The sequence below is a fragment of the Brevibacillus halotolerans genome, from assembly GCF_026891775.1.
GTDB lineage: Bacteria > Bacillota > Bacilli > Brevibacillales > Brevibacillaceae > Brevibacillus_B > Brevibacillus_B halotolerans.
This window is the reverse complement of record NZ_JAPTNK010000002.1, coordinates 22,729-43,297: the sequence shown is the minus strand read 5'-3', so window position 1 is coordinate 43,297 and position 20,569 is coordinate 22,729. Positions and strand designations below refer to the sequence as shown.

General features: G+C 40.8%; 23 protein-coding genes. 9 read left to right on the top strand and 14 right to left on the bottom strand.

Translation table 11 applies throughout. The features are described 5' to 3' along the window. Positions 1–81: 81 nt before the first annotated feature. On the top strand, positions 82–255 hold the full coding sequence (locus tag O0550_RS03060) for a hypothetical protein (protein ID WP_003336640.1): 174 nt from the start codon (positions 82–84) through the stop codon (positions 253–255). 130 nt (positions 256–385) lie between these two features. Here the strand turns inward: O0550_RS03060 and O0550_RS03055 are convergent, their stop codons facing one another. From O0550_RS03055 to typA, 4 genes are all read right to left on the bottom strand, one after another. After that, on the bottom strand, positions 386–658 hold the full coding sequence (locus tag O0550_RS03055) for a hypothetical protein (RefSeq protein WP_003336639.1): 273 nt from the start codon (positions 656–658) through the stop codon (positions 386–388). After that, a complete protein-coding gene (locus O0550_RS03050; protein ID WP_003336638.1) occupies positions 655–993 on the bottom strand; it encodes a YlaH-like family protein in 339 nt (112 codons plus the stop codon). The genes O0550_RS03055 and O0550_RS03050 overlap by 4 nt, the downstream gene beginning before the upstream one ends. Before the next feature lie 21 nt (positions 994–1,014). Then, positions 1,015–1,845 carry a deoxyribonuclease IV gene (locus O0550_RS03045; protein WP_096885971.1) on the bottom strand — a complete coding sequence of 277 codons (831 nt, stop codon included), beginning with the start codon at positions 1,843–1,845 and terminating at the stop codon, positions 1,015–1,017. 155 nt (positions 1,846–2,000) lie between these two features. Next, a complete protein-coding gene (gene typA / locus O0550_RS03040) occupies positions 2,001–3,827 on the bottom strand; it encodes a translational GTPase TypA (RefSeq protein WP_003345512.1) in 1,827 nt (608 codons plus the stop codon). Between the two features lie 194 nt (positions 3,828–4,021). Here typA and O0550_RS03035 point away from each other — a divergent pair, with 194 nt between their 5' ends. The 3 genes from O0550_RS03035 to O0550_RS03025 all read left to right on the top strand — a co-directional run bounded on the left by O0550_RS03035 (position 4,022) and on the right by O0550_RS03025 (position 7,503). Then, positions 4,022–5,338, top strand: coding sequence for a hypothetical protein (locus O0550_RS03035; protein WP_258425610.1), 1,317 nt, complete (start codon positions 4,022–4,024; stop codon positions 5,336–5,338). 101 nt (positions 5,339–5,439) lie between these two features. Continuing rightward, entirely contained in the window at positions 5,440–6,627 is a 1,188-nt protein-coding gene (locus O0550_RS03030) for a hypothetical protein (protein ID WP_258425609.1), read from the top strand. A 51-nt stretch (positions 6,628–6,678) separates the two neighbouring features. Next, positions 6,679–7,503, top strand: coding sequence for a YhcN/YlaJ family sporulation lipoprotein (locus O0550_RS03025; protein ID WP_258425608.1), 825 nt, complete (start codon positions 6,679–6,681; stop codon positions 7,501–7,503). A 115-nt stretch (positions 7,504–7,618) separates the two neighbouring features. Here O0550_RS03025 and speD read toward each other — a convergent pair whose 3' ends face one another. The 4 genes from speD to O0550_RS03005 all read right to left on the bottom strand — a co-directional run bounded on the left by speD (position 7,619) and on the right by O0550_RS03005 (position 10,614). Next, positions 7,619–8,023, bottom strand: a complete 405-nt coding sequence (speD, locus tag O0550_RS03020; RefSeq protein ID WP_258425607.1) for an adenosylmethionine decarboxylase — start codon at positions 8,021–8,023, stop codon at positions 7,619–7,621. Positions 8,024–8,347: 324 nt separating this feature from the next. Further along, a complete protein-coding gene (locus tag O0550_RS03015) occupies positions 8,348–8,944 on the bottom strand; it encodes a hypothetical protein (RefSeq protein WP_003336631.1) in 597 nt (198 codons plus the stop codon). 342 nt (positions 8,945–9,286) lie between these two features. Continuing rightward, a complete protein-coding gene (locus O0550_RS03010) occupies positions 9,287–9,793 on the bottom strand; it encodes a DUF4446 family protein (RefSeq protein WP_022584266.1) in 507 nt (168 codons plus the stop codon). A 218-nt stretch (positions 9,794–10,011) separates the two neighbouring features. Next, positions 10,012–10,614 carry a hypothetical protein gene (locus O0550_RS03005; protein ID WP_003345517.1) on the bottom strand — a complete coding sequence of 201 codons (603 nt, stop codon included), beginning with the start codon at positions 10,612–10,614 and terminating at the stop codon, positions 10,012–10,014. Between the two features lie 405 nt (positions 10,615–11,019). Between O0550_RS03005 and O0550_RS03000 the strand changes: the two genes are divergently transcribed. After that, positions 11,020–11,652 carry a YktB family protein gene (locus O0550_RS03000; protein WP_003345518.1) on the top strand — a complete coding sequence of 211 codons (633 nt, stop codon included), beginning with the start codon at positions 11,020–11,022 and terminating at the stop codon, positions 11,650–11,652. Positions 11,653–11,756: 104 nt separating this feature from the next. Here the strand turns inward: O0550_RS03000 and O0550_RS02995 are convergent, their stop codons facing one another. Further along, positions 11,757–12,740 carry an NAD(P)H-dependent flavin oxidoreductase gene (locus O0550_RS02995; RefSeq protein WP_003345519.1) on the bottom strand — a complete coding sequence of 328 codons (984 nt, stop codon included), beginning with the start codon at positions 12,738–12,740 and terminating at the stop codon, positions 11,757–11,759. Positions 12,741–12,904: 164 nt separating this feature from the next. Here O0550_RS02995 and O0550_RS02990 point away from each other — a divergent pair, with 164 nt between their 5' ends. Both O0550_RS02990 and O0550_RS02985 read left to right on the top strand, forming a co-directional pair. After that, positions 12,905–14,377: an aminotransferase class I/II-fold pyridoxal phosphate-dependent enzyme gene (locus O0550_RS02990; protein WP_003345521.1), complete on the top strand. Its 1,473-nt coding sequence runs from the start codon at positions 12,905–12,907 to the stop codon at positions 14,375–14,377. A gap of 162 nt (positions 14,378–14,539) precedes the next feature. Next, positions 14,540–15,061 (top strand): hypothetical protein, encoded by a 522-nt coding sequence (locus O0550_RS02985; protein WP_003345523.1) that lies wholly within the window; start codon positions 14,540–14,542, stop codon positions 15,059–15,061. A gap of 82 nt (positions 15,062–15,143) precedes the next feature. Here the strand turns inward: O0550_RS02985 and O0550_RS02980 are convergent, their stop codons facing one another. From O0550_RS02980 to O0550_RS02965, 4 genes are all read right to left on the bottom strand, one after another. Further along, positions 15,144–17,087, bottom strand: coding sequence for a TolB family protein (locus tag O0550_RS02980; RefSeq protein ID WP_003336623.1), 1,944 nt, complete (start codon positions 17,085–17,087; stop codon positions 15,144–15,146). A gap of 179 nt (positions 17,088–17,266) precedes the next feature. Then, positions 17,267–17,389: a GapA-binding peptide SR1P gene (locus O0550_RS02975; protein ID WP_081476759.1), complete on the bottom strand. Its 123-nt coding sequence runs from the start codon at positions 17,387–17,389 to the stop codon at positions 17,267–17,269. 294 nt (positions 17,390–17,683) lie between these two features. After that, positions 17,684–17,980 carry a DUF3055 domain-containing protein gene (locus tag O0550_RS02970; RefSeq protein ID WP_003336622.1) on the bottom strand — a complete coding sequence of 99 codons (297 nt, stop codon included), beginning with the start codon at positions 17,978–17,980 and terminating at the stop codon, positions 17,684–17,686. A gap of 215 nt (positions 17,981–18,195) precedes the next feature. Continuing rightward, the gene (locus tag O0550_RS02965) at positions 18,196–18,720 is read right to left on the bottom strand and encodes a MarR family winged helix-turn-helix transcriptional regulator (protein ID WP_003336621.1); all 525 of its coding nucleotides are present in this window, start codon (positions 18,718–18,720) and stop codon (positions 18,196–18,198) included. Between the two features lie 182 nt (positions 18,721–18,902). On the opposite strand from O0550_RS02965, the gene O0550_RS02960 reads away from it, so the two are divergent. Both O0550_RS02960 and O0550_RS02955 read left to right on the top strand, forming a co-directional pair. Continuing rightward, positions 18,903–19,331, top strand: coding sequence for a DUF1885 family protein (locus O0550_RS02960; protein ID WP_003336620.1), 429 nt, complete (start codon positions 18,903–18,905; stop codon positions 19,329–19,331). A gap of 128 nt (positions 19,332–19,459) precedes the next feature. Beyond that, on the top strand, positions 19,460–20,107 hold the full coding sequence (locus O0550_RS02955; protein ID WP_258425736.1) for a glycoside hydrolase family 73 protein: 648 nt from the start codon (positions 19,460–19,462) through the stop codon (positions 20,105–20,107). A 48-nt stretch (positions 20,108–20,155) separates the two neighbouring features. Here the strand turns inward: O0550_RS02955 and O0550_RS02950 are convergent, their stop codons facing one another. Further along, complete coding sequence (locus tag O0550_RS02950) at positions 20,156–20,521, bottom strand: DUF4912 domain-containing protein (RefSeq protein WP_003345537.1); 366 nt, start codon at positions 20,519–20,521, stop codon at positions 20,156–20,158. Positions 20,522–20,569 lie beyond the last annotated feature (48 nt).

The following is a 20,569-nucleotide window of genomic DNA, read 5'->3' as shown; positions in this document are numbered from 1 at the left end:
GGAAAGGTTGCGCAAAGTAAGCCAAAACTTACAGGAGTGGAGAATAATTAGTGTGTCATACTAAGCTCGGAGGTGATTTCGATGCCAAAGGGAATCGTCCCAATCCTGCTTGGTACAATTGTAACTGCTGCTGGACTTAGCTTCGTAAAAACAAAATATAACGATAATGGTTATACGAACCCTTATGCCTGGGGTGTAGCAGGTTTTGGACTAGCCCATATCGTATTAGGTACGATTAATGCATTACGCGATTGATTGTATTACTCAAGACGAGAGGCATTCAACAAACAAAAGCTCTGCCGCTGTTAAGCTGGCAGAGCTTTTAACCTTATTCCTTTACCATGATCGTTTTGCGTTTTAAAAGACTTGCAAGGAATGTCTTCCCTTACTCTGCATATGTAGGTTCATTCTCAATTGCAGTCAACAAAGCGTCTACAGCTTCACGATCAAAAGACATTTCATGCAGCTCGTTATCAATTGTATACGTCACAAGATATCTAGCTTCTTCCATTTGGACCTGAAGTTGATCTACCTTATGATCCTCACGCAAAATCTGCTGAAAAAAAGCCTCTGTATCGCTTGCAGAACGATCGTTATTTCGAAAATCCACGACGACTCGAATTTGCAGCCAGTTAAACAAAGCATCGGCTAGTCTCATGATTTCGCCTCTGTATCACGAGTACGCTTGGTACTCGTACGTAATTTGACAATGGTCAGAATAATAATAGCTACAAATAATCCACCACGCACCGGTAGTTGTGTATCTAGGATGGCAAAAATAACAGAACCGAGCAAGAGTAGGATAATCAATAGAGCCGTTTTTAGTATAGGCATGCGTATCCTTTCCGCAAACCCCAGATAATAAACAAGTAATAAATACACAAAAATGATCCAATAACGTTGTAAATCAGCCCACATAAAAAAATGATCATACCATGTTAATACCTCGGGATTTGCAGGGTCATAAATGGACGCTAGCTCTAATAACTCCATTCTCTACCTCTCCTTTTATTCTTATCCTTTTAGGTCACGAATGTAAATCATTTCCTCTGCGTATTCCTGTTCATCATCGACTGGTGTTTCAAGAACAACAGGCAAATGCTGCAATTTTTCAGAGCGCAAGAATTTTGCTAATGCATCGCTACCAATTTCACCTTTCCCAATCTTTTCGTGTCTGTCTTTTCGACTACCATAAGGAACTTTACTATCATTAAAATGGATGCAAACTAGATGATCCAAATACCCGGTCTGCTCCATGTCCTCCAATAATTTATCAAAGGATTCTTCATCCCATTGTCCTGCAGCAAAAGCATGACATGTATCAAAGCAATATCCAATTTTCTCTGGATATTTAGTTGCTTCGCGAATGGCAACTAATGCCCGAATAGTTAAACCAAGCTCGGTGCCTTGTCCAGCCGTATTTTCCAGTAAAAGCTTCACAGGGCCATTGTATTGCTCAAGAATTAAATCAAGGGTTTCAACCATGCGCTTGGTACCGTATTCCTCGCCTTCTCCCACATGCTTACCGCAATGAACTACAGCGCCAACGGCACCATACGCTTCGGCAATGTGCAAATCCTCAGCGATGGAGCGAATGGTTACTTCCTGTAAATCCTCTTTCGGTGTTGAGAGATTGGTAATATAAGGCGTATGGCACACCAGCGTAATGCCATGCTTGGTCATAATTTCTACGCCTTTGTTTGCATCTTTGTGGTCAATTTTTTTAGGTTTAAGTCCCCGTGGGTTCTTCGTGAACACCTGAAAGGATTCTGCTCCCAGATGAACGGCTTGCATAGCAGCCTTTTCTAATCCTTTTGCAACACTAATATGACATCCAATTTTCAATCTATTTCACCTCGTGGTTTTCTTGTCTATGAGCTTTATGTCTAACATGTCTACTGTAGCAATCTTTGCTTGCCTAGTCAAAAGAAAAGCCGCCTTGGAGTGCTTCCAAAACGGCTGATTTCCCTCATTTATTTGTACGCTAGCAAGACGAATTTTTAATCAAAGCGTCTTGTTTTGTTATAACGTTCACGATCTGACTTATTCAAGTATTTTTTACGTAGTCGAACGGATTGAGGTGTTACTTCACACAGTTCGTCATCGTTTAAGTACTCAAGTGCTTCTTCCAACGATAAGATACGCGGAGTTTTCATTTTAACTGTTTCATCCTTGTTAGCAGAACGAACGTTGGTAGCGTGCTTTTCCTTGATGACATTAACAGTCAAGTCATTATCACGGCTATGTTCTCCAACAATCATACCCTCATATACATCAGTACCTGGGTGGATAAACATGACGCCACGATCTTCTACTGACATTAAGCCATATGTGCTTGCAGTACCAGTATCATTTGAAATCAATACACCTGCACGGCGGCCACCTACGATACCAGGTACAACCGGGCGATAGCTATCAAAGGAGTGATTCAGGATACCGTAACCACGTGTAATGGTCATGAACTCGGTACGATAACCGATCAATCCGCGAGAAGGAATTAGGAATTCCAAACGAACTTGTCCAAAACCATTGTTAATCATGTTCACCATTTCAGCTTTACGAGCTCCCAATGTTTCCATTACAGGACCCGTGTGTTCTTCTGGAACATCAATGATAAGGCGCTCAGTTGGTTCCATTTTCACACCATCAATTTCACGGATGATTACTTCTGGTTTGGAAACTCCTAGCTCGTAGCCTTCACGACGCATGTTTTCAACCAAGATAGACAAGTGCAACTCACCGCGTCCAGAAACAATGAATGCATCTGCTGAATCAGATTCTTCAACACGCAAGGATACATCTGTTTCAAGCTCAGCCATTAAGCGATCGCGTAGTTTACGAGAGGTAACGTGCTTTCCTTCTTTACCAGCAAATGGACTGTTGTTAACCAAGAAGGTCATTTGCAGTGTAGGCTCATCAATTTTCAATAATGGCAATGGATCTGGCTTATCAGCGTTGCAAACCGTTTCCCCTACGTTAATATCCTCTAAACCAGCAACAGCAATAATATCACCTGCACGAGCTGTTTTTTGTTCCACACGGTTCAGACCTTGGAAACCAAATAGCTTCTGTACACGCATTCTCTTAATGCTGCCGTCGCGTTTTACTACGGATACTTGGTCATTTAGATTGATAACGCCACGATAAACGCGACCAATACCAATACGACCTAGGAAGTCGTTATAATCAAGCATCGTTACTTGGAATTGTAGCGGCTCCTCTTCATTTGCTTCAGGAGCTGGAATGCCTTCAATAATTGTATCAAATAATGGTTTTAAGTCTTCTGATAAGTTATCTGGCTCTTTACCAGCAATTCCTTTAATACCAGAAGCATATACGATTGGGAAGTCCAATTGCTCTTCTGTAGCATCTAGATCAATAAATAGATCATAGACTTCATTGATTACTTCTTGTGGGCGAGCGTTATCACGGTCGATCTTGTTCACAACAACGATTGGCGTCACATTTGCTTCTAATGCTTTACGTAAAACGAAACGAGTTTGCGGCATGCAACCTTCAAAAGCATCAACAATCAACAAAACACCATCTACCATGCTCATGATACGCTCTACTTCTCCACCGAAATCGGCGTGTCCAGGCGTGTCTAGGATGTTAATGGTGTAATCCATATATTTTACAGATGTGGTTTTCGCTAGGATTGTAATTCCACGTTCACGTTCTAGATCGTTGGAATCCATCATACGTTCAGCCACATGTTGGTTGCTACGGAATGTACCGGACTGAATTAGAAGTTTGTCAACCAGTGTCGTTTTCCCGTGGTCAACGTGGGCAATAATTGCGATATTACGAATATCAAGGCGTTTCATAAGTTCCTCCTCGTGTTTGCATACACTCCATAATAACAGGTAATAGGCTTATTTTACAATCTATAAAATGTGGAGAAATACCCGATTCTTGTCGAGAACTTTCGCTATTTCCTCCGTCATGCTTTGCCATATCTTGACTGCAGCACATGTTACACTGAACGAAATGGCTCTATAGCACGGAAGGAGGAATTGATATGCCCCATGCCACCGATCCATTTGTCCGACCGCCTACCTTATCATCCATTTGTTCAAGATTATTACGGCTTGCTGATCAATTTGGCTTACTGCTGACTATTCACATCACCGAATGTCAGTCTCAGACCTTCTCCTGGAGCAATGGACTTGCTGACTTTCAACAATCCTGCATGCATAGTATTTTACGCGTAACGCTCTGGTCAACAAAAAAAGAGATGGGACAAGCCACCATCTTTCACCTAACCGAATCCGCTGCAATTGCCGCCTTTCATCAAGCGCGTAATAACCTTGCCTTACATGAGAATAGATGGAAAATCTTCCAAAGGTTTTGCGAACATGAAAAACAGCTCCCGCCCCCAACTACTTTAGAGACGTTAGGTGAATTTTATGATTGGCATTTCCTAATCAGTAAAATGGCCTTAGAGCATAAACGATTTTTCCAAGAAAAATTACCGAACACGTTGCAGTCTAAAATAAAAATACAACAAGAGAAGCATTGGCTCTGTCGTAGTGACGGTTGCTTTTATGAGTCGCAATTTTGGCGAGTGACACTACACGCTACATCTCAAGTAAGACCTCAAGCTAGATTCATGCAATATCAAGATGGTGCCACCTTTTTTGATCAATGGCACCCTACTATGAACTCGCTTATAACAAATTTGTATACCCAACTGGCAAATCGGCTCTCCATTACTCAGATCAATCATAGAGATCAACAGAAAAGAGTAGCCCCATCCCAATTAAATGTCCCCCAGCTTTTCTGGGTTGATACCGAAATTTTTGCAGGTCTTTTGCGACTCTACTTGCAGCAGCCTTCTCATAGACGACAATTATTACACACGGCATCACGATTACAGCTTGCTTCATTGGAAGGCCATAAGGATTATCAACCATTTCATTCCATCGGGACCTTATACCCCTCTATCTCCATATTAGAGGAATCTGCCGTTGATCTGGACGAGCCAGAGGACTTAACAGGGGCCCATTTCCTTTATTCCTTACCAACGCTGTTATCAGAGGACGAAATTCCTTCGCCGCCACTTCTTCACATGGATGAAAAAGTCCCTCCTCTTATATTGAGCGGTTATCAGCATCTATATCACAGCGAACAAATGGACTGTTATTTTTTATTAGTCCGAGACTGCTGTCATCCTACCGGTTTTAAGCAGATGCATACGGGCTGGATTCATGGTCGAATCAGCAAGATTTTTTCTTCCATTATTTGCGGCTGGGGAGCGAATCGTACAGTAACCGAGCCACATTCCACTACATTTTGTGTAACAGCTCCTGCCTATCTGTTAATTGAGCTAGGATAAAAAAGTACATGTTTCACCTACTCATCTTACCGTTTTTTGGTCGTAAATGAAGTGGATTTTCCGTTACATTTGTTTAAAAATTCTGTAAAGGAGGCTTTTATTTGAATAGCTCTCTACTTTTTCATGAAGAAATTGCTACTGATGTAATCAATGCTTTCCAAGAAAAGCTACTGGCTACTTTAGCCGATTCTTCCAAAGGCTTAGCTGCTTTTCGCTTTTATTTGGAAGAAGAGCACCTTCTTCCCTCTATCGTTCACAACCAGTTATCATTTCAGGGAGAGCTTGGCTTGATTTGGCAAGATGGGAGCATTTCCTTACACGCCATTACCCCAACTTTATTGCAGCAGCCAGAACTGCCTTTAGCAAACTGGGCTTCTTACCGTTTTTTTCATTCCGATCATCGATACCTGGTTTCACACAATATAAATTATGGATCTCCCCGTATATTTGACCGCTCCTTAGCAGAGCATATCAGCAACCATTCATTACCTGATCCGCCTGAAGGCTTTACAGCAGCTATCTCTATGCATAAACGTACCTATGCTGATTCAAGGCAGGTCCAAATTTTCGAGCAAGAAACCCGTTTATACCTAAAGCCTTTATTTACGAATCCTTTTTCCTACGAATTTCGTAGGCTGCCCGACAAAGTCGCTTGGGAATATATGCAAACAGAAGCGCTCTGGTTTGCTAGCTTTAATCCTTTGCCGATTTCATTTTTTACCCCAACAAAGCAAACGATTTGCTTGTTAAGTCCTAACGCCTTACAGGATTTGTTACTCCCTTGTTTTTTATCACAGGATTTTCAAATAGCGTATCAGCAGAAAAAATCTCCTTCTCCCAGATTAAAAGCATGGTATGAGCCAAAGCGCCGGTCAGGTATAGGCAGTCTTCGTTTTGATCGAAGGGGCAGTCCTCTTGTTAGGTTTTCTCTTGGTGAACAAAACCCCTATCCACTCCCTGACTTACCAAAACAGGAGATAGCACTTGGTTTAGTAGCACAAACAAATAACCGAGTAAGCTTTCGATCTTGGTTACTGAGCCAGCCAGAAGTGTTGTTTATCCCTACATTAGAGCATCCTGATGATTACCATCCATTGCAGACAGACCAGCTTTTTTGTCCACAAGCTACTCTGTTTTGTTATGGTAAGCCAGTTCTGCAAACCGCCTTGCTACTGTCAGTTTCGTGTCCTAGACTAATTTCATCCAAAAATCTAACTTCTGTTGATAAAGCCCTTTGGGATGTACCTGGACTGGCCTTTCCTGCTCTTTCCTTGGAGTGTACTTCCTAAGTAATTCGGTCGCCTTCTGCTAACACTACCTAATGGAGGTGGCCAATAAACATGAAAAAAATCCTGTATACAGCTTCATGTCTTCTACTGTTAACAGCGGTTACTGCTTGCGGAACTGCTCCAAAACAAGGTGCTCAAACCCAATCTTACAGAACGAGTGGCTATGGAACGTTAGGTACTGGTAACTACAATGGCTATGGCATGAATGGTTATGGTACAAGTGGTTACGGCATGAGTGGTTATGGTACGAGTGGTTACGGCATGAATGGTTATGGTACGAGTGGTTATGGTACGAGTGGTTACGGCATGAATGGTTACGGCATGAATGGTTATGGCACGGGTGGTTATGGTATTAATAATTATGGTGTCAATAACTATGGCTTTAATGGATTCGGTAGAGCAACTTATCCGTATACGGGCTTTTACCAATCTGCAGACACACGTATGCGTGGCTACGCAAACAATGGGTCCCATTCCCTAACCTCTTCCCATCATGTTCATAACCGTGAGCTTGCTGATCGCATTACAGCATCTGCTAAGAAGGTTAAGGGCGTTCAATCGGCTACCACCGTTGTCCATGGAAATGAAGCTGTTGTTGGTATTGAATTGAAGGATCATAAAAACCGCAAGACCATTGAACGCGAGGTAAACCATGCTGTTGTTAAAGCAGCTCCTTATCATCGGGTTTATGTTACATCCGACTCCAAGATGATACCTCGTGTAAAAAGCATCGATAACAGCTATCGCTCATACTCGTCCCACTCTAATATGATGAGTGGACCAAACACAGTAACAGGCAGTCTCAGTAATGTTGGTAGAGATTTTGGAACGCTTGTAACTGATCTTGGACGTACTGTAACTGCTCCATTCCGGTAATGAAGACAAAAACAGGGTGACGTTGTTCGTCTACCCTGTTTTTGTGTAAATAAAAAATGAGACGTCTGCTCCTAGCTAGACGCCTCTGCTTGTTTGTGTTCGATAATGGGTTGTCTTATACGTTAGTTGTTGCGGAAAGCTTCATTTCTGGTTCCACAACTTCTAATTCACCTAAACCACGAATTAGTTTTTTAGCAAAGACTTTCTCCGGTTTTAATACAGAAACCATGTAATCAATGGCAACCTGCGGATCCACTGTCTCCCCGCATGTGTAGCAATCCAAAGCGGCAAATCCGCGCTCTGGGTAGGTGTGGATGGAAAGATGGCTTTCCGACAAAAGAACCAATACAGTTGCTCCTTGAGGTGCAAATTGTTTAGACTGTACACTTAGAACAGTCGCACCGCATGCTTCTGCTGCTTCTACCATTTGTTTTTTCAAGAAATCTGCATCATTTAGTAAATCAAATTGTACTCCCCATGTGTCAATGGCAACGTGTCTTCCGAAAGTAGAATATTCCATTCTTCCGGTTCCCCCTTCCTAGCATGTGTGATAATGAAACATCGCTAGGACCTGCGTCATTCACTAACGGGGGCGGGTCTTTGGTCCACCCTTTGAAGTGAATCCTGGTTCCTATCTAGTTTTTCCAACGAGATTTAAATTATCATGGTTTTGAGAAAAATACAATACTTTTTTAAAAATAAATTTCTGGAAATACCAAATTTTTTCACAAATAATCTCAAACAAATATCAAAAAACCTGAACGAACGAAGCCTATAAGGCAATAGCAGCGATCATTTTTATACAAAAAATGGGCACCAGCAGTGCCCTTTTTTTGATTTACTTTTATGCTTCTAGTACAAACAAACGATGTGAAACAGCAGATAACTTTTGATCAATTACGGAAACCGTGTCTGGCTTGTGTATCCCTACCCAATTACGAAGATCAAGGAGACGATCCGTCTCTTCGCGCAACTTGGTAATTTCCTGTTCACTAGACGTTTGTGCATATAGATGTTGCAATTCCTTGGCGTAGTTTGCGCCGTCCTGCTCAAAGATGATGGATTCTTCGGTGTCATTTACTTCTTCAATCTTTGTCACTGAACCTTCGTCATAATGATAAATAATCGTGAAGTTTTCGTAAATTCTGTGCACAACAGCGTGACCCCTGAAGGCTTTCATCGCTTTTCGCATCACGTTGGCAAGACTGATATCTTTGATTGTATAGGAACTGTCGCAAATAAAGTGGTTTTCAAATCTCTGGAAGGCAAGATGTATTTCGGAACTACCATCCACAATGACGATGTCACGATCCCCATTTTCAAATATCTGTTCCATTAAGAGAACTCTTTCCTTTGCAAAGAGTTGAACAAATTGATTTAATTCCTGCTCTGTCATTGTAAAAAAGGCGTTTGCGTAATTTGTAGCTAAACGCTGTGCCATACAAATCTCCCCAATTCATTGTTTTTCCTAAATACCAATCGGCTACGTATGTGTATCTGGTTGGTTGACTGGTAATGCGGAAAAGGGAGCTAAGTATCCACAAAAGATCGCTGTAGAACCTGACCTTGCCGCCCCGTGAGTTTAAACTCAAAATGGGTAATGAAGGCGGATCACCTACTTTTATCTTTATACACTTCTCTATTCTTTATTATACACAAAACAAAAATAAAAATCCTGCCTAATAAATACAGGATTCTAAAGAAAACAGCGATTTAGAGAGTTTACAGACGTTTTCATGGAAAAACCTCCTATATTATCACTATCTCGCAGATTTATACAATTTTATAGAACGGACACAGAAGAAGTCATCGCTTTTTTAATTACCATCAGCTCTTCTTCTGATAAATGGTAAACAGATGTTCCTTTTTCAATCGGCTTCGCATACGTCCGTGATTCTTCTCGACCATAAATACTGGTAATCACTACCCCGTTTTGTTGTTCATCCAAAAATGCCAAGGAAAAACTTAAATCACTTCCCATTTCTCCAAAGGCATTGTACCGATGCACCGCAACACTCCCCGCTTGTGTCGCCATTTTTTGGGACAATCGATTCACTACAAATTGCTGATCACTGAGCTTTCCTTCCCATGCATCCATATCTACAAGCAAGCGATTTACCATTTCTTCGAGGTTGTCCCCCTCGCCTCGAACAAAGAAGCGATTCATTCTTTTTCGTAAACGATTGATTTTAGTATGTAACACGATAATATACACGAGGCTCAGCACTGTAAATCCGCATAATCCCAGAAGAACATACGGTGACTGAATCGCCAGTAAAACTTGCTGCATAGAAATACTTCCTTTCTCGACCAACTTCATATTACCCCATTTTACCGCCAAGCCATTAAGAGATCAATTGCTTGAAACGGTTTCCAGTAAAAAAGTTACACATTTTATGCTCCATAACAAGAAAAACGGCCTCTCTTCCTAACGAAGAAGCCGTTTTTCATCTAAACGCCGTGTCTTGAAGGTTCATTCTCACCCTGCCCATTCCATCATGATTTCAGCTATACTTCCAGTAATAACATTTCCTTACGCAGTAATCGTAATTGTGCCTTTGAGCGTTGCATCTGTTCCTTATTTCTGTTTTGCATGGCATCGTATAGGGTTGCTAATTCATAGTCAAGCTCTAGACGTAATACAGGAATTCTTTCTTCGGCATCTCTTCTTTTCAGGGCAGCAATCACTTGGTCCATGGTCACATTACATGCTTTTTCATAGATCACTTTTTTCTCAGCTCCTTTAATCTTAACAATTCGTACAGCTTCACCGTATCTGATGTTCTTCACTAGGATTTGGTGCTCGTTAATGATTTTGACCACTGCATGCCCTTTTGCCTGTTCAATAAATTGATACAAGATCATCGCTAACCTGATGTCCCGAACAGCATAATGATATTCCTCCAGCTTGTAACGTTCTCCGCTTTTAACTAAAACGAGCTGATGTCCACCACTAGCTGCTGTAATATCCATTCGAATTGAATGAGTTGCTTCTTTAACTCTGACAGATAATCCATTTTGATGAAGCGTATCCAATAATGAAAGGAAGGTAGTTCGGTCAAACCAGACAATGATATTGCTGTACTCTAACTCGTTATAGGTTTTTTTCATACACTTCATCCCCCAAAAATATACTGAATAATCAGATTATAAATAAGCCCTTGGGAATGGGTTGTATATTCTATTACTGTTTAGCTATTTTTGTTACACTCCCATTCACGTATTTTTGTCTTTTTCAAGAAAAACCAGTGAGAGGTGGAATTTATTTCCTTTCTATTGGATACGAATGGGAATGCTGTTTTATTTCTTACTTACCCCGTTTTTCGTTCAAGAAACCAAACTAGTTACATTTCGGGAAGGTCCCCTATAGTCTGCTTATCGGTGTGGTATGATATCATATGGAGAGAGATTCGCTTTCTTCACGGCTCTTACGCCCTTTTTGTTTTGTGAGAAAGGAAAGAGGCATTTGAAAATACGTAGAACACATCGTGCACTCAATTGAAAGGAGTTTTACATATGACTACTTTTTCTGGCTTTCATTCTGAGGATTTTGAGGTATTTTCCATTGAAGGATTAGACGAAAGAATGGAAGGAATTAAAGATCGAATTCGGCCCAAATTAACCTTTCTGGGAGAACATTTTGCTCCTCATCTTGGACTAGCACTAGGAGATGAAATGTTTTATCATGTCGCTAAGCATGCGCGGCGTACAGTTAATCCACCTAAGGATACATGGGTAGCTTGGGCAAATGACAAGCGCGGATACAAAAAACATCCTCATTTCCAAATTGGATTGTGGGGTACTCATCTGTTTGTTTGGTATGCCCTTATTTATGAGTCTCCGTTTAAACAGGAAATCGGGCATAACATGGAAAAGCATTTGAAAAAAATCATGTCCCTTGTGCCAGGACACTTTCATTGGTCACCGGATCATATGCAACCGCATAGCACTTCACAAAATGAGTTAGGTGAGGAAGGACTATTGCAGCTTATTCAGCGCCTACAGACGGTAAAAAAAGCTGAAATTCTTTGTGGGATCACAATTAATAAGGATGACCCTATTCTAAGAGATGGTGACTTGCTACTAGCTCGCCTAGAGGAAACATTCCAAGTCCTTACTCGTTTGTACATGTTAAATCGCAATGAATAGAAGCGTTTGCTAGGAATTCAAGATGCTTTCTACTATCTATATGCAAAAGAACAGGTCCTTTTTCATGTTATTGTAAAGAACCTGTTCTTCTTTTTAATAAAAAATTAACAACATCGCTGTTGCTTCCCTTGAAATATTTTTTGCATATTTGCTTGAAATGCATTGACATCCTCCATTATTCGATCGAACAATTCCTGAACACTAGGAACATCATGGATTAAGCCGACCACTTGCCCTGCCCAACCAAACCCGTGCTCTGCATCCCCCTCGTAAATAAAACGAAGATTGTTTCGACCACTAATATATTCTTGCAAGCCCTCATATCCTACGCCTTGTTTTTCTAGTTCAGAAATATACGCAGAGCCTTTTGTATTTATCACACGCGCTGGAGTACCTAAAGAACGTTTAATAACGGTGGTATCATGCTCTGTAGCCTGAATAAGTGCCTGCTTGTAGGCAGCATGTGCGTGGAGACACTCCTTTGTAGCTATAAACCTAGTCCCCATCTCCACACCCTCCGCTCCTAATGCAAGCGCTGCCAAAAATCCACGCCCATCACCAATCCCACCACTTGCAAGTACAGGAATACTGACCGAATCAACAACACGCGGAACAAGTACTAGCGTTCCAATATCATCCCGTCCTAAATGTCCTCCTCCCTCCTGACCAACTGCCATCACCGCGTCAGCCCCAGCGGCTTCCGCTTTTTGTGCCTGTCTGACCGTTGACACGAGCACCAAGCGTTTCATATCATGTCCATCCGTTCGGCGAATTAACGGCTCAGGGTTTCCTCCCGTAATACTAATAACGGCAATCCCTTCTTCTATAGCCACATCCAACATTTCTTCAAATGGCCGATCATGTTGACCAATAGCAAAGTTAACGCCAACAGGCTTTGCTGTTAACGAGCGCACCTTTTGAATCTCAGTCCGCAAAGCGTCTGGCGAAGGAAGTGACATAGCTGTTATCTGCCCTAATCCTCCTGCCTCAGAAACTGCGGCTGCTAATTCGGCATACGCCAGATGTGCTAATCCTCCTTGTACAATGGGATATACTATATTAAGTAATGAGGTAATTCTGGTGTTCATTCCAAATCCCTCCTTTCTTTATTCTTAAACTTTCTGCTTATAAAGGGATAAATCCTGCTACTACAGGGATTAAGCAAAAAAATACTTGCTTTCCCCCCTTAATTTGCTATACTCAATTTTGTTGTTTTTCAAACAATTATAAAATAAAGTGAGGCGATACGATAATGAAACAGGATAAAACCCCCTTATTTAGCGGATTGGTGGCACATAAAGAGAGGAATCCCATTCAATTTCATATTCCAGGCCACAAAAAAGGAACGGGAATGAATCCTACGTTCCGAGAATTCATTGGAGAGAACGCGTTATCGATTGATTTAATCAATATCGCCCCACTAGATGACTTGCACCATCCTAAAGCAATGATCAAGGAGGCACAGGATTTGGCTGCAGAAGCCTTTGGTGCGGATCATACTTTTTTCTCTGTACAAGGGACAAGCGGTGCGATCATGGCCATGATCATGGCGACTTGCAATCCTGGAGACAAAATTATTTTGCCCCGAAATGTGCATAAATCTGTGACGGCTGCCATTATTTTCGCTGGTGCCATTCCAGTCTTTATCCATCCAATCATGGATGAACAGCTAGGGATTGCTCATGGTATTACGCCAAAAGCGGTGCGAAAAGCACTAACTGTACACCCTGATGCGGCTGCTCTATTAGTCATCAATCCAACTTACTTTGGCATCGCGGGAGATTTACAACAAATCGTAGAAATAGCCCATGAGTATAACATCCCTGTTTTGGTAGACGAAGCTCATGGCGTTCATATACATTTTCATGATGATATGCCATTATCTGCCATGCAGGCAGGCGCAGATATGGCTGCTACCAGCGTTCACAAGCTGGGTGGCTCTCTTACCCAAAGCTCAATTTTAAACGTAAGAGAAGGGCTTGTAGACGTTGACAGAGTGAAAACCATTCTGAGCATGCTAACAACCACTTCTACTTCTTACATTCTACTGGCTTCTCTAGATATGGCTAGACAGCACTTGGCTATACATGGAAAGCAAATGATCGAAAACTCCATTCGTCTAGCTAACACTGCTAGAGATGCGATTAACAAAATCCCTCGACTACGTTGTGTAGGAAAGGAAATACTCGGTATGCCAGCCGAATACGCAATGGACCCGACTAAATTGCTGATTCATGTGCGCAGTCTCGGTATTACTGGTTGGGAAGTCGAGAATTGGTTGCGCGAAAAATATAATATTGAGGTTGAGATGAGTGACCTCTATAACATTCTTTGCTTTGTAACCGCTGGGGATACAGAAGAAACGATCGGTACACTAGTAGCTGCCCTACAGCATTTAGCTGTTGAATTTGCTCATGCACAGCCAAGTGATTTAATTGAAATTTCACTTCCTGAAATTCCAGTTATCTCTCTGTCTCCTCGTGATGCTTTTTATGCAGAAACGGAAATTGTACCTCTGGAACACGCGGAAGGCCGTATTATTACGGAATTTATCATGGTGTATCCTCCTGGAATTCCAATTTTATTCCCCGGCGAGGTTATTACAGCAGATAACATTCATTACATCAAAGAAAACCTCCGTGTAGGTTTACCTGTTCAAGGTCCTGAGGATGAAACCATTCAAACCATCAAGGTTGTAAAACGCCAAGCGGCCATACATGAATAACAAATAAAATGAAGTCCTCTCCTTGCTACTATTGACAAGGAGAGGGCTTTTTTGACAATCATCTAATAAACTTCGAAACTTTTCTAGACTCTATGACGTATAGTAAATAGATAGATCATACATAAGATACGCCCTACGTCGCCTGAGAAAAGGAGAAATGACATGAACACTACTACCACATCCACATCCACCACCACGAATCCCTATTCCTACCTGTTATGGATTGGATACCTTATCCTTGCTATAGGCGGCTCTGCCTTATATGGAGCTAGTCTCAGTTTACACTTTGAACATTGGTCATTTGATCTCGGTGCGTACTGGGTCATCATATCCGCTAGTTGTAGTTGGATTCTTTTATTTGGAACCACCTACCTGATAGGCTATAAAAAAATCAGTCTGCGTTGGCTAATCCAGATTAGTTTAGAGACTGTCGTATATGGGGTTACTGTACTGATTGCTGCCTCGTTAGTTAACCTAATTGCAAAAGGACTGCATTTTCCAAGTTTACTGATGGTGACTCCCAATATCTTACTCGTCCTCTTCTCCAACATCTTAATGGCCGATCACTATATTGGCGAAATGAAAACGCAGCATTTTTCTCCGCCGCTATCTCTTTTGCTGTGGCTAACCCTGTTAGATGGATTCGGCATTTTCTTTCTATACTTTTTCGGTAAAATGTTTTAGTTTCAAGGATAGCAATTTGCTTACTAGATAGATAAAAAGGCTGATAGGATATCATATCCTACCAGCCTTTTTGAGTTTCATCTTAATCTTTGCCGTAAAAATAATCATAATCATCATCGTAATCATCATCGTCATCGTCGTCATCACTGGAACCAAGTACAGATGTATAGAGACCTTCCTCATCATCACGGTCATCCAACCATACTAAACGATTACCGCCAATTGCGATCTCAGATGGATCAGCGTCACTGCCAAATGGAGCTCTAAAACGGTGTTTATCCCTGTCATACATGACATATTTATCTACTGCGTCTCCGCCTTTTTCTACTTCAGTCTCATAGAAAATGATATTATTTGAAACGATTGGATTCTCTTGATCGCCTTCTTCTTCATAAAGAAGATCCGTACGATTCAGTTTAAAGGAATATACGAAAATGTCCTTGCTCTTTGTATCGCTATTGTAAGCAGACCAAGCTGCAAATTTGTCGCCAAGACCGATTCCTTTAGCACTTTCCGCTTCTTCTTTCATAATGCGGCCGCCATCTACATAATCGTAAATGACAATGTCTTGGTAACGATCGTCCTCTCCATCAATCAACGCCACAGCCTGATTATTGATAGCTACACTGCGAACGCCAAGTTTGGAGTCATGAAGCTCAGAAGTTTTATTCTTTTTCAAATTCGTTAGGTTAACAGTATTCGAACGCTTTCCACCGCTCACCCAAACAAGATGGTCTTTATAAATAGCATACAATCCTTCTACTACGTCAGTTTTCTTCGTCGTAATTTTGGTTGATTCTCCCGTTTCGATATCGTAAGACACCAACGCCCTATCATCATTATCGTAGTAAACGACATAAGAATCACTTACCACTGGATGCTCAGCTTCGTGTTTTTCTGGAGAGATCGTAATCGTTTTGCGATCTTTTACATTATACAGCATTACGCGAGACTCTCTTTTGCCTTCCTTCACGAAAGCTACATAGTTTTTGCTAGCTGCCGGCGAAGCCATATTTTTTATGTTTTCGTCCTTACCTAGCGTTTGGCTCTTCTCTTTTTTCGTATCAAACAATTTCAATGTCAAATTATTCGTTTTACCAGTAGCATAAAGCACGTAACGTCCACTCATCACAGGAGGCAATTTACGATTGAAATCATTGTTGATTTTAACCAAATCATCTTTGTTTGTATCTAAATAATACAATGTGCTACCTGATCCATATACCAGATAACGTCCGTTAAAATCAAACAGCTCTTCGTCTCCTTTTTCATGAGTGAGCACCTTGCTTTTACTACTCTCTACTTGTGTTTTTTCGATATTACCGCTTGCTTCGTTCAAGTAAACGATGTCATCATCAGAAATGATCGGTTTTGCTGTTTTAGCTTTTCCCCAGTACGTTTTAAATTCTTTAGAAGAACCTACTTTATTTTGATACAATTCGGCTCTTCCATTACGCTCATCCTGCCAAACAATTTGGTCGTCATAAATGGAAGGATGGCTTGCTTTTCCGCCTGTAGATATGCGATATTCCTTGTCATTTCTTACTTCAAGTGCATAAATATTCGTTCCACCATCGCGCTTGTCTTTCCAGGCTACAACACCGTCCTTAAAGGCAATCTCTTCAGGATCAGTTACTCTTGCATGCTGGTTTGTAAGAACGCGTTCTTTATTCTTTTTCAGATCGTACGCATATAATTCATAGCCATTTTTCTCTTCTTGAGCCCACACTACCGTGTTTCCTTCAATACGTGGAGCTACTTTCTTAGAACTATTGCTAGAAATTTTCTTCGCTATACTTTCGTCATCTACATCATAAAGCACAACGGAATAATTCTTACCAGATTCCTCTACCCAAACTGCATAATCCCCATCAAAGTCCATGCCATAGGCAGTGGCTGTCGTATCGCCATTTACTGAAATTTTTTCTTCATCATAATTAGCTGCGAAAACGGGGTTCACACTACTAATTAATGTCGTCGCCATGGCAAAAACAGCTATCCATCGCTGAAAGCTCTTCTTCCTCATACTGTAACTCCTCTCGACAAAATATTTCCATTATCTCTATCCTTCTTATTATTTATCAATTAAATGGAGAAGTAAATAAAAATCTTTGAAAGAGGGAATGAAAAAGCAAAAAACACACTCATAAAGAGTGTGCTAAATAATCAAAGAAATTGATATATTCGAAAATACATCTTCAAAATCTATTCATGTTCGTTATCATGCTGATGGCACGGGCAGTCACATAAACCATAAAGCGTTTTCACCTGAGGTGATTCTAAATGTTCAATGATGTCTCCGCATTTCTGACAAACGATTGTCGTCATGATAAGCCCCCTATGAAATAAGTGTACTCACAAAATAATGTGAATCAAATTAATATGTCACATTAGTTCTATAAATGTGTTACATTAATCTTAATACGACATACTTTAACTGTCAATAGGCTAATGAACACAACTTCTATCCTCTAATTCTTTTATAAACTCAATCCAAGTAACCTTGACACCCCAAATTAGTATGTCACAATTATGATAAAGCCATCTTATTCATCTAAAGAAACAGCCCCCTTCACAGAATGAAGGGGGCTGTCATATTGCCAGTTATTAACTGTATCTAGGCTAGTATTGATCCTGAAAAGGCATGGACGGTAAGTTATCACGAAAGAATTGAGAGAGCTCTTTTGCTTGGGTAAGACAAGTCAATTTAAAGATTTGTTGCAAATGTTTAGGATTTATTGTGTCTTCTGAACTTAGTAACGTTGATTGCCCTGTCTGCATACATACCACCAATGGTTTCCCGAAAAAACGATGTGTATACACGATTCCAAAATCATAACGTGTCGTGTCGGTTGTATAGCCCAGAAAGCGAACCTTGGCATCTTCGTTCACGTCATACAACAATTCCATGGCTTCCATCGCGATACCCTCCCATCTTGTATGATTTTTTATCTCTTCATCCAGACTAGTCATAAGCCCTATGATGGCTTAATTAGAATATGAGAAGAAGATAAAAAAATTCCTTTCGATCAAGCCCATTTCTTACATGTAAAAAAAATGCACTTTCAAATGTAACCTTTTTTACATAATTTGAAACTTTTATCTTTATATCCCGTACTTATTACAGAAGATATTCATCCGGCAGAGCTTTGATTCTCAGGAAAGCGCTCTTCACCTTCCTGAATCCATCTCACCTTATCTGCACCGTGCAAGGTTTGAGCAAGGAATAACATGCACTCAAAAAACAGTTCTACTACCACAACGGAGTATCGTTCCTTTAATTTTTCTAAAGCCTCAGTCAAACGGAATAGACTGGGCGTATTTTTCCTACTTTTTTCAATAACCTCACGACCTGCGCTTGTAGGATAAACATGAACAACCCTTCCATCAATATCGGATTTTTCAATGCTTACTAATTGTTTTTCCATCAGCTTTTTTATATGAATGACAATAGATGAGGGATGCCAAAACGTCCAATCAGCAATCTGCGTAACACGTACTCCTTCGTAGCAGCAAATGATCCACAAAATATTTAATTGTACGGATGAATCCAAATTCGCTGCCTTGGCAGCTCTTTCCCAATCGTCTTTGTTTACAACATTGATTGCTCGTAATGTATTTAACGCTTCATGCACCTGTCGTACCGCTGTATCCTTCATTTTCCCATTCCCCCAACTGATTTTTGTCTCTCTACAAGTATAAATTTTCATCATTGTACTATTTTCAGAAAATATAATCAATTGCTTTCCGTATTTTGTGTCCGCTTGCAGAAGCCTAAACTGTAATGCTACACTAAATGTGGAAGAAAATTCGTATTTTTGATATGGGAGTGAACTGATTCGTGAATATGCAATCCGCCTATGTATACCTAGTAGATGGTTCCATCGCCTCCACGGTTACTCTTGAAGATGTCAAAACATTTTTACAAAAATACCGAAAGAAAACCAGTAAAACAGGACAACAATTGGATTGGAACTATACAGATGCCTCCTTTCCCTATCATATCGAAGAACCTGCGGAAGGAAAAGACACATTTTTCATTTTAAAGGGCAAAGATCAGAATCTTTATAAATATGTGATCATTGGCGTAGGCACACGTCTAAAAGACAATCAGGAGCGGGCATTCATTCAGGTTAGTATTCCCGACACAGCTACTCAGAATGATAAAAGTAAAGGCAACGAATACTGTCGTTATTTAGCCCGCGAAGTAAAAGGAGAGCTTCACCTATTCAACGGCAGAATTCAATATTTTCAGCCACGCAAGCCTTAAATTCGGATTTTTCAAACAGATGTCCAAGCAAAATGGCACCCTTCCAATATGATACATAGTGAAGGTGCTTATCTCACTATAAGTACCTTCTTTGACTCCACCATCCGGTTATAAGGAGGTGCTTTTTTATAGAACGCTCTGATTTCATTTCGCTTGTACGTACACCGGCTCAGATCGCCTTTGAAAAGTATAATATTTACGCCTCTATAACCATTGCTCAAGCCATTTTGGAATCTGGATTTGGTAACTTTATTCCAAAGGACACTGCTACAGGTCGGACATCCTATAATCTTTTTGGAATAAAAGGAGTAGGTCCCTCAGGCTCTGTTCATGTAGAAACCAAAGAATATCTTCAAGGCTCCTGGGTTACAAAAACACAAGAATTCAAAGCCTATCATAGCTTTCTTGAATCCATTGAAGACCACTCACAGCTCTTATTACGTCCTCGCTATCAATCCGTTATTCAAGCAACTACTCCTTATCAAGCAGCCCAACAGCTAGAACAAGCCGGATATGCTACCGACCCAGACTATGCGGAAAAGCTACAAAATATAATCAAAACCTATAATTTAATTCAGTATGATCAAAAAAAGTCCCCCTCTGAGAATTTTGTAGCTACTTGGAAGCTAGAAATAGGTAAGCGTGCCCTCGCAGAAGGAATTATCACGTCTCCAGAATGGTTGCATGACTTAGATAAGCCTATGCCTGTCTGGGCTGTACTAGCAGTGGCGCTGCGTGTGTATGACAAATGTCGTGAAGGTAAGGAAACGCAATGAAAAACAAAAGACAGGTTCCCTGATCGGGTCCTGTCTTTCCTATAGGTGCTACGAAAGTATTTCAGATCTGGTTAGCGAATAGAATCTTCCGTCTACCATACGTATGCCAAGATCGACACAATATTTACACCCTTCCATTACTCCGTAGAGAATCCAATTGCTTGCTCGATAGTTGATGTCATAATCTGTATAGCTGTCTAGCCCGTCATTTTTAATTTCAGTCCGGTACGTTACATCATACAGACGCAGAACTAGCGGCAGCTCATGGAATGGAATGGAAAATTCTTGCTCAATCTCTTGCTGGTATTCCTCCGTCACAAGCCAAGAGGCTAAAATCGATTGGGGGTCTTTCCAGGCAATACGTATACTCGGGCCGTCTGTATCTGTTGATGACCGCGTGGCTTTTGTCTTCATTCGCTTTCATCTTTCCTTTCTTACATTACATAATAGTAATTACTTCTA

Coding starts and splice junctions, on each gene's coding strand:
- O0550_RS03060 (WP_003336640.1), top strand. CDS start 82: ATGCCAAAGGGAATCGTCCCAATCCTGCTTGGTACAATTGTAACTGCT.
- O0550_RS03055 (WP_003336639.1), bottom strand. CDS start 658: ATGAGACTAGCCGATGCTTTGTTTAACTGGCTGCAAATTCGAGTCGTC.
- O0550_RS03050 (WP_003336638.1), bottom strand. CDS start 993: ATGGAGTTATTAGAGCTAGCGTCCATTTATGACCCTGCAAATCCCGAG.
- typA (WP_003345512.1), bottom strand. CDS start 3,827: ATGAAACGCCTTGATATTCGTAATATCGCAATTATTGCCCACGTTGAC.
- O0550_RS03035 (WP_258425610.1), top strand. CDS start 4,022: ATGCCCCATGCCACCGATCCATTTGTCCGACCGCCTACCTTATCATCC.
- O0550_RS03025 (WP_258425608.1), top strand. CDS start 6,679: ATGAAAAAAATCCTGTATACAGCTTCATGTCTTCTACTGTTAACAGCG.
- speD (WP_258425607.1), bottom strand. CDS start 8,023: ATGGAATATTCTACTTTCGGAAGACACGTTGCCATTGACACATGGGGA.
- O0550_RS03015 (WP_003336631.1), bottom strand. CDS start 8,944: ATGGCACAGCGTTTAGCTACAAATTACGCAAACGCCTTTTTTACAATG.
- O0550_RS03010 (WP_022584266.1), bottom strand. CDS start 9,793: ATGCAGCAAGTTTTACTGGCGATTCAGTCACCGTATGTTCTTCTGGGA.
- O0550_RS03005 (WP_003345517.1), bottom strand. CDS start 10,614: ATGAAAAAAACCTATAACGAGTTAGAGTACAGCAATATCATTGTCTGG.
- O0550_RS03000 (WP_003345518.1), top strand. CDS start 11,020: ATGACTACTTTTTCTGGCTTTCATTCTGAGGATTTTGAGGTATTTTCC.
- O0550_RS02995 (WP_003345519.1), bottom strand. CDS start 12,740: ATGAACACCAGAATTACCTCATTACTTAATATAGTATATCCCATTGTA.
- O0550_RS02990 (WP_003345521.1), top strand. CDS start 12,905: ATGAAACAGGATAAAACCCCCTTATTTAGCGGATTGGTGGCACATAAA.
- O0550_RS02985 (WP_003345523.1), top strand. CDS start 14,540: ATGAACACTACTACCACATCCACATCCACCACCACGAATCCCTATTCC.
- O0550_RS02980 (WP_003336623.1), bottom strand. CDS start 17,087: ATGAGGAAGAAGAGCTTTCAGCGATGGATAGCTGTTTTTGCCATGGCG.
- O0550_RS02975 (WP_081476759.1), bottom strand. CDS start 17,389: ATGACGACAATCGTTTGTCAGAAATGCGGAGACATCATTGAACATTTA.
- O0550_RS02970 (WP_003336622.1), bottom strand. CDS start 17,980: ATGGAAGCCATGGAATTGTTGTATGACGTGAACGAAGATGCCAAGGTT.
- O0550_RS02965 (WP_003336621.1), bottom strand. CDS start 18,720: ATGAAGGATACAGCGGTACGACAGGTGCATGAAGCGTTAAATACATTA.
- O0550_RS02950 (WP_003345537.1), bottom strand. CDS start 20,521: ATGAAGACAAAAGCCACGCGGTCATCAACAGATACAGACGGCCCGAGT.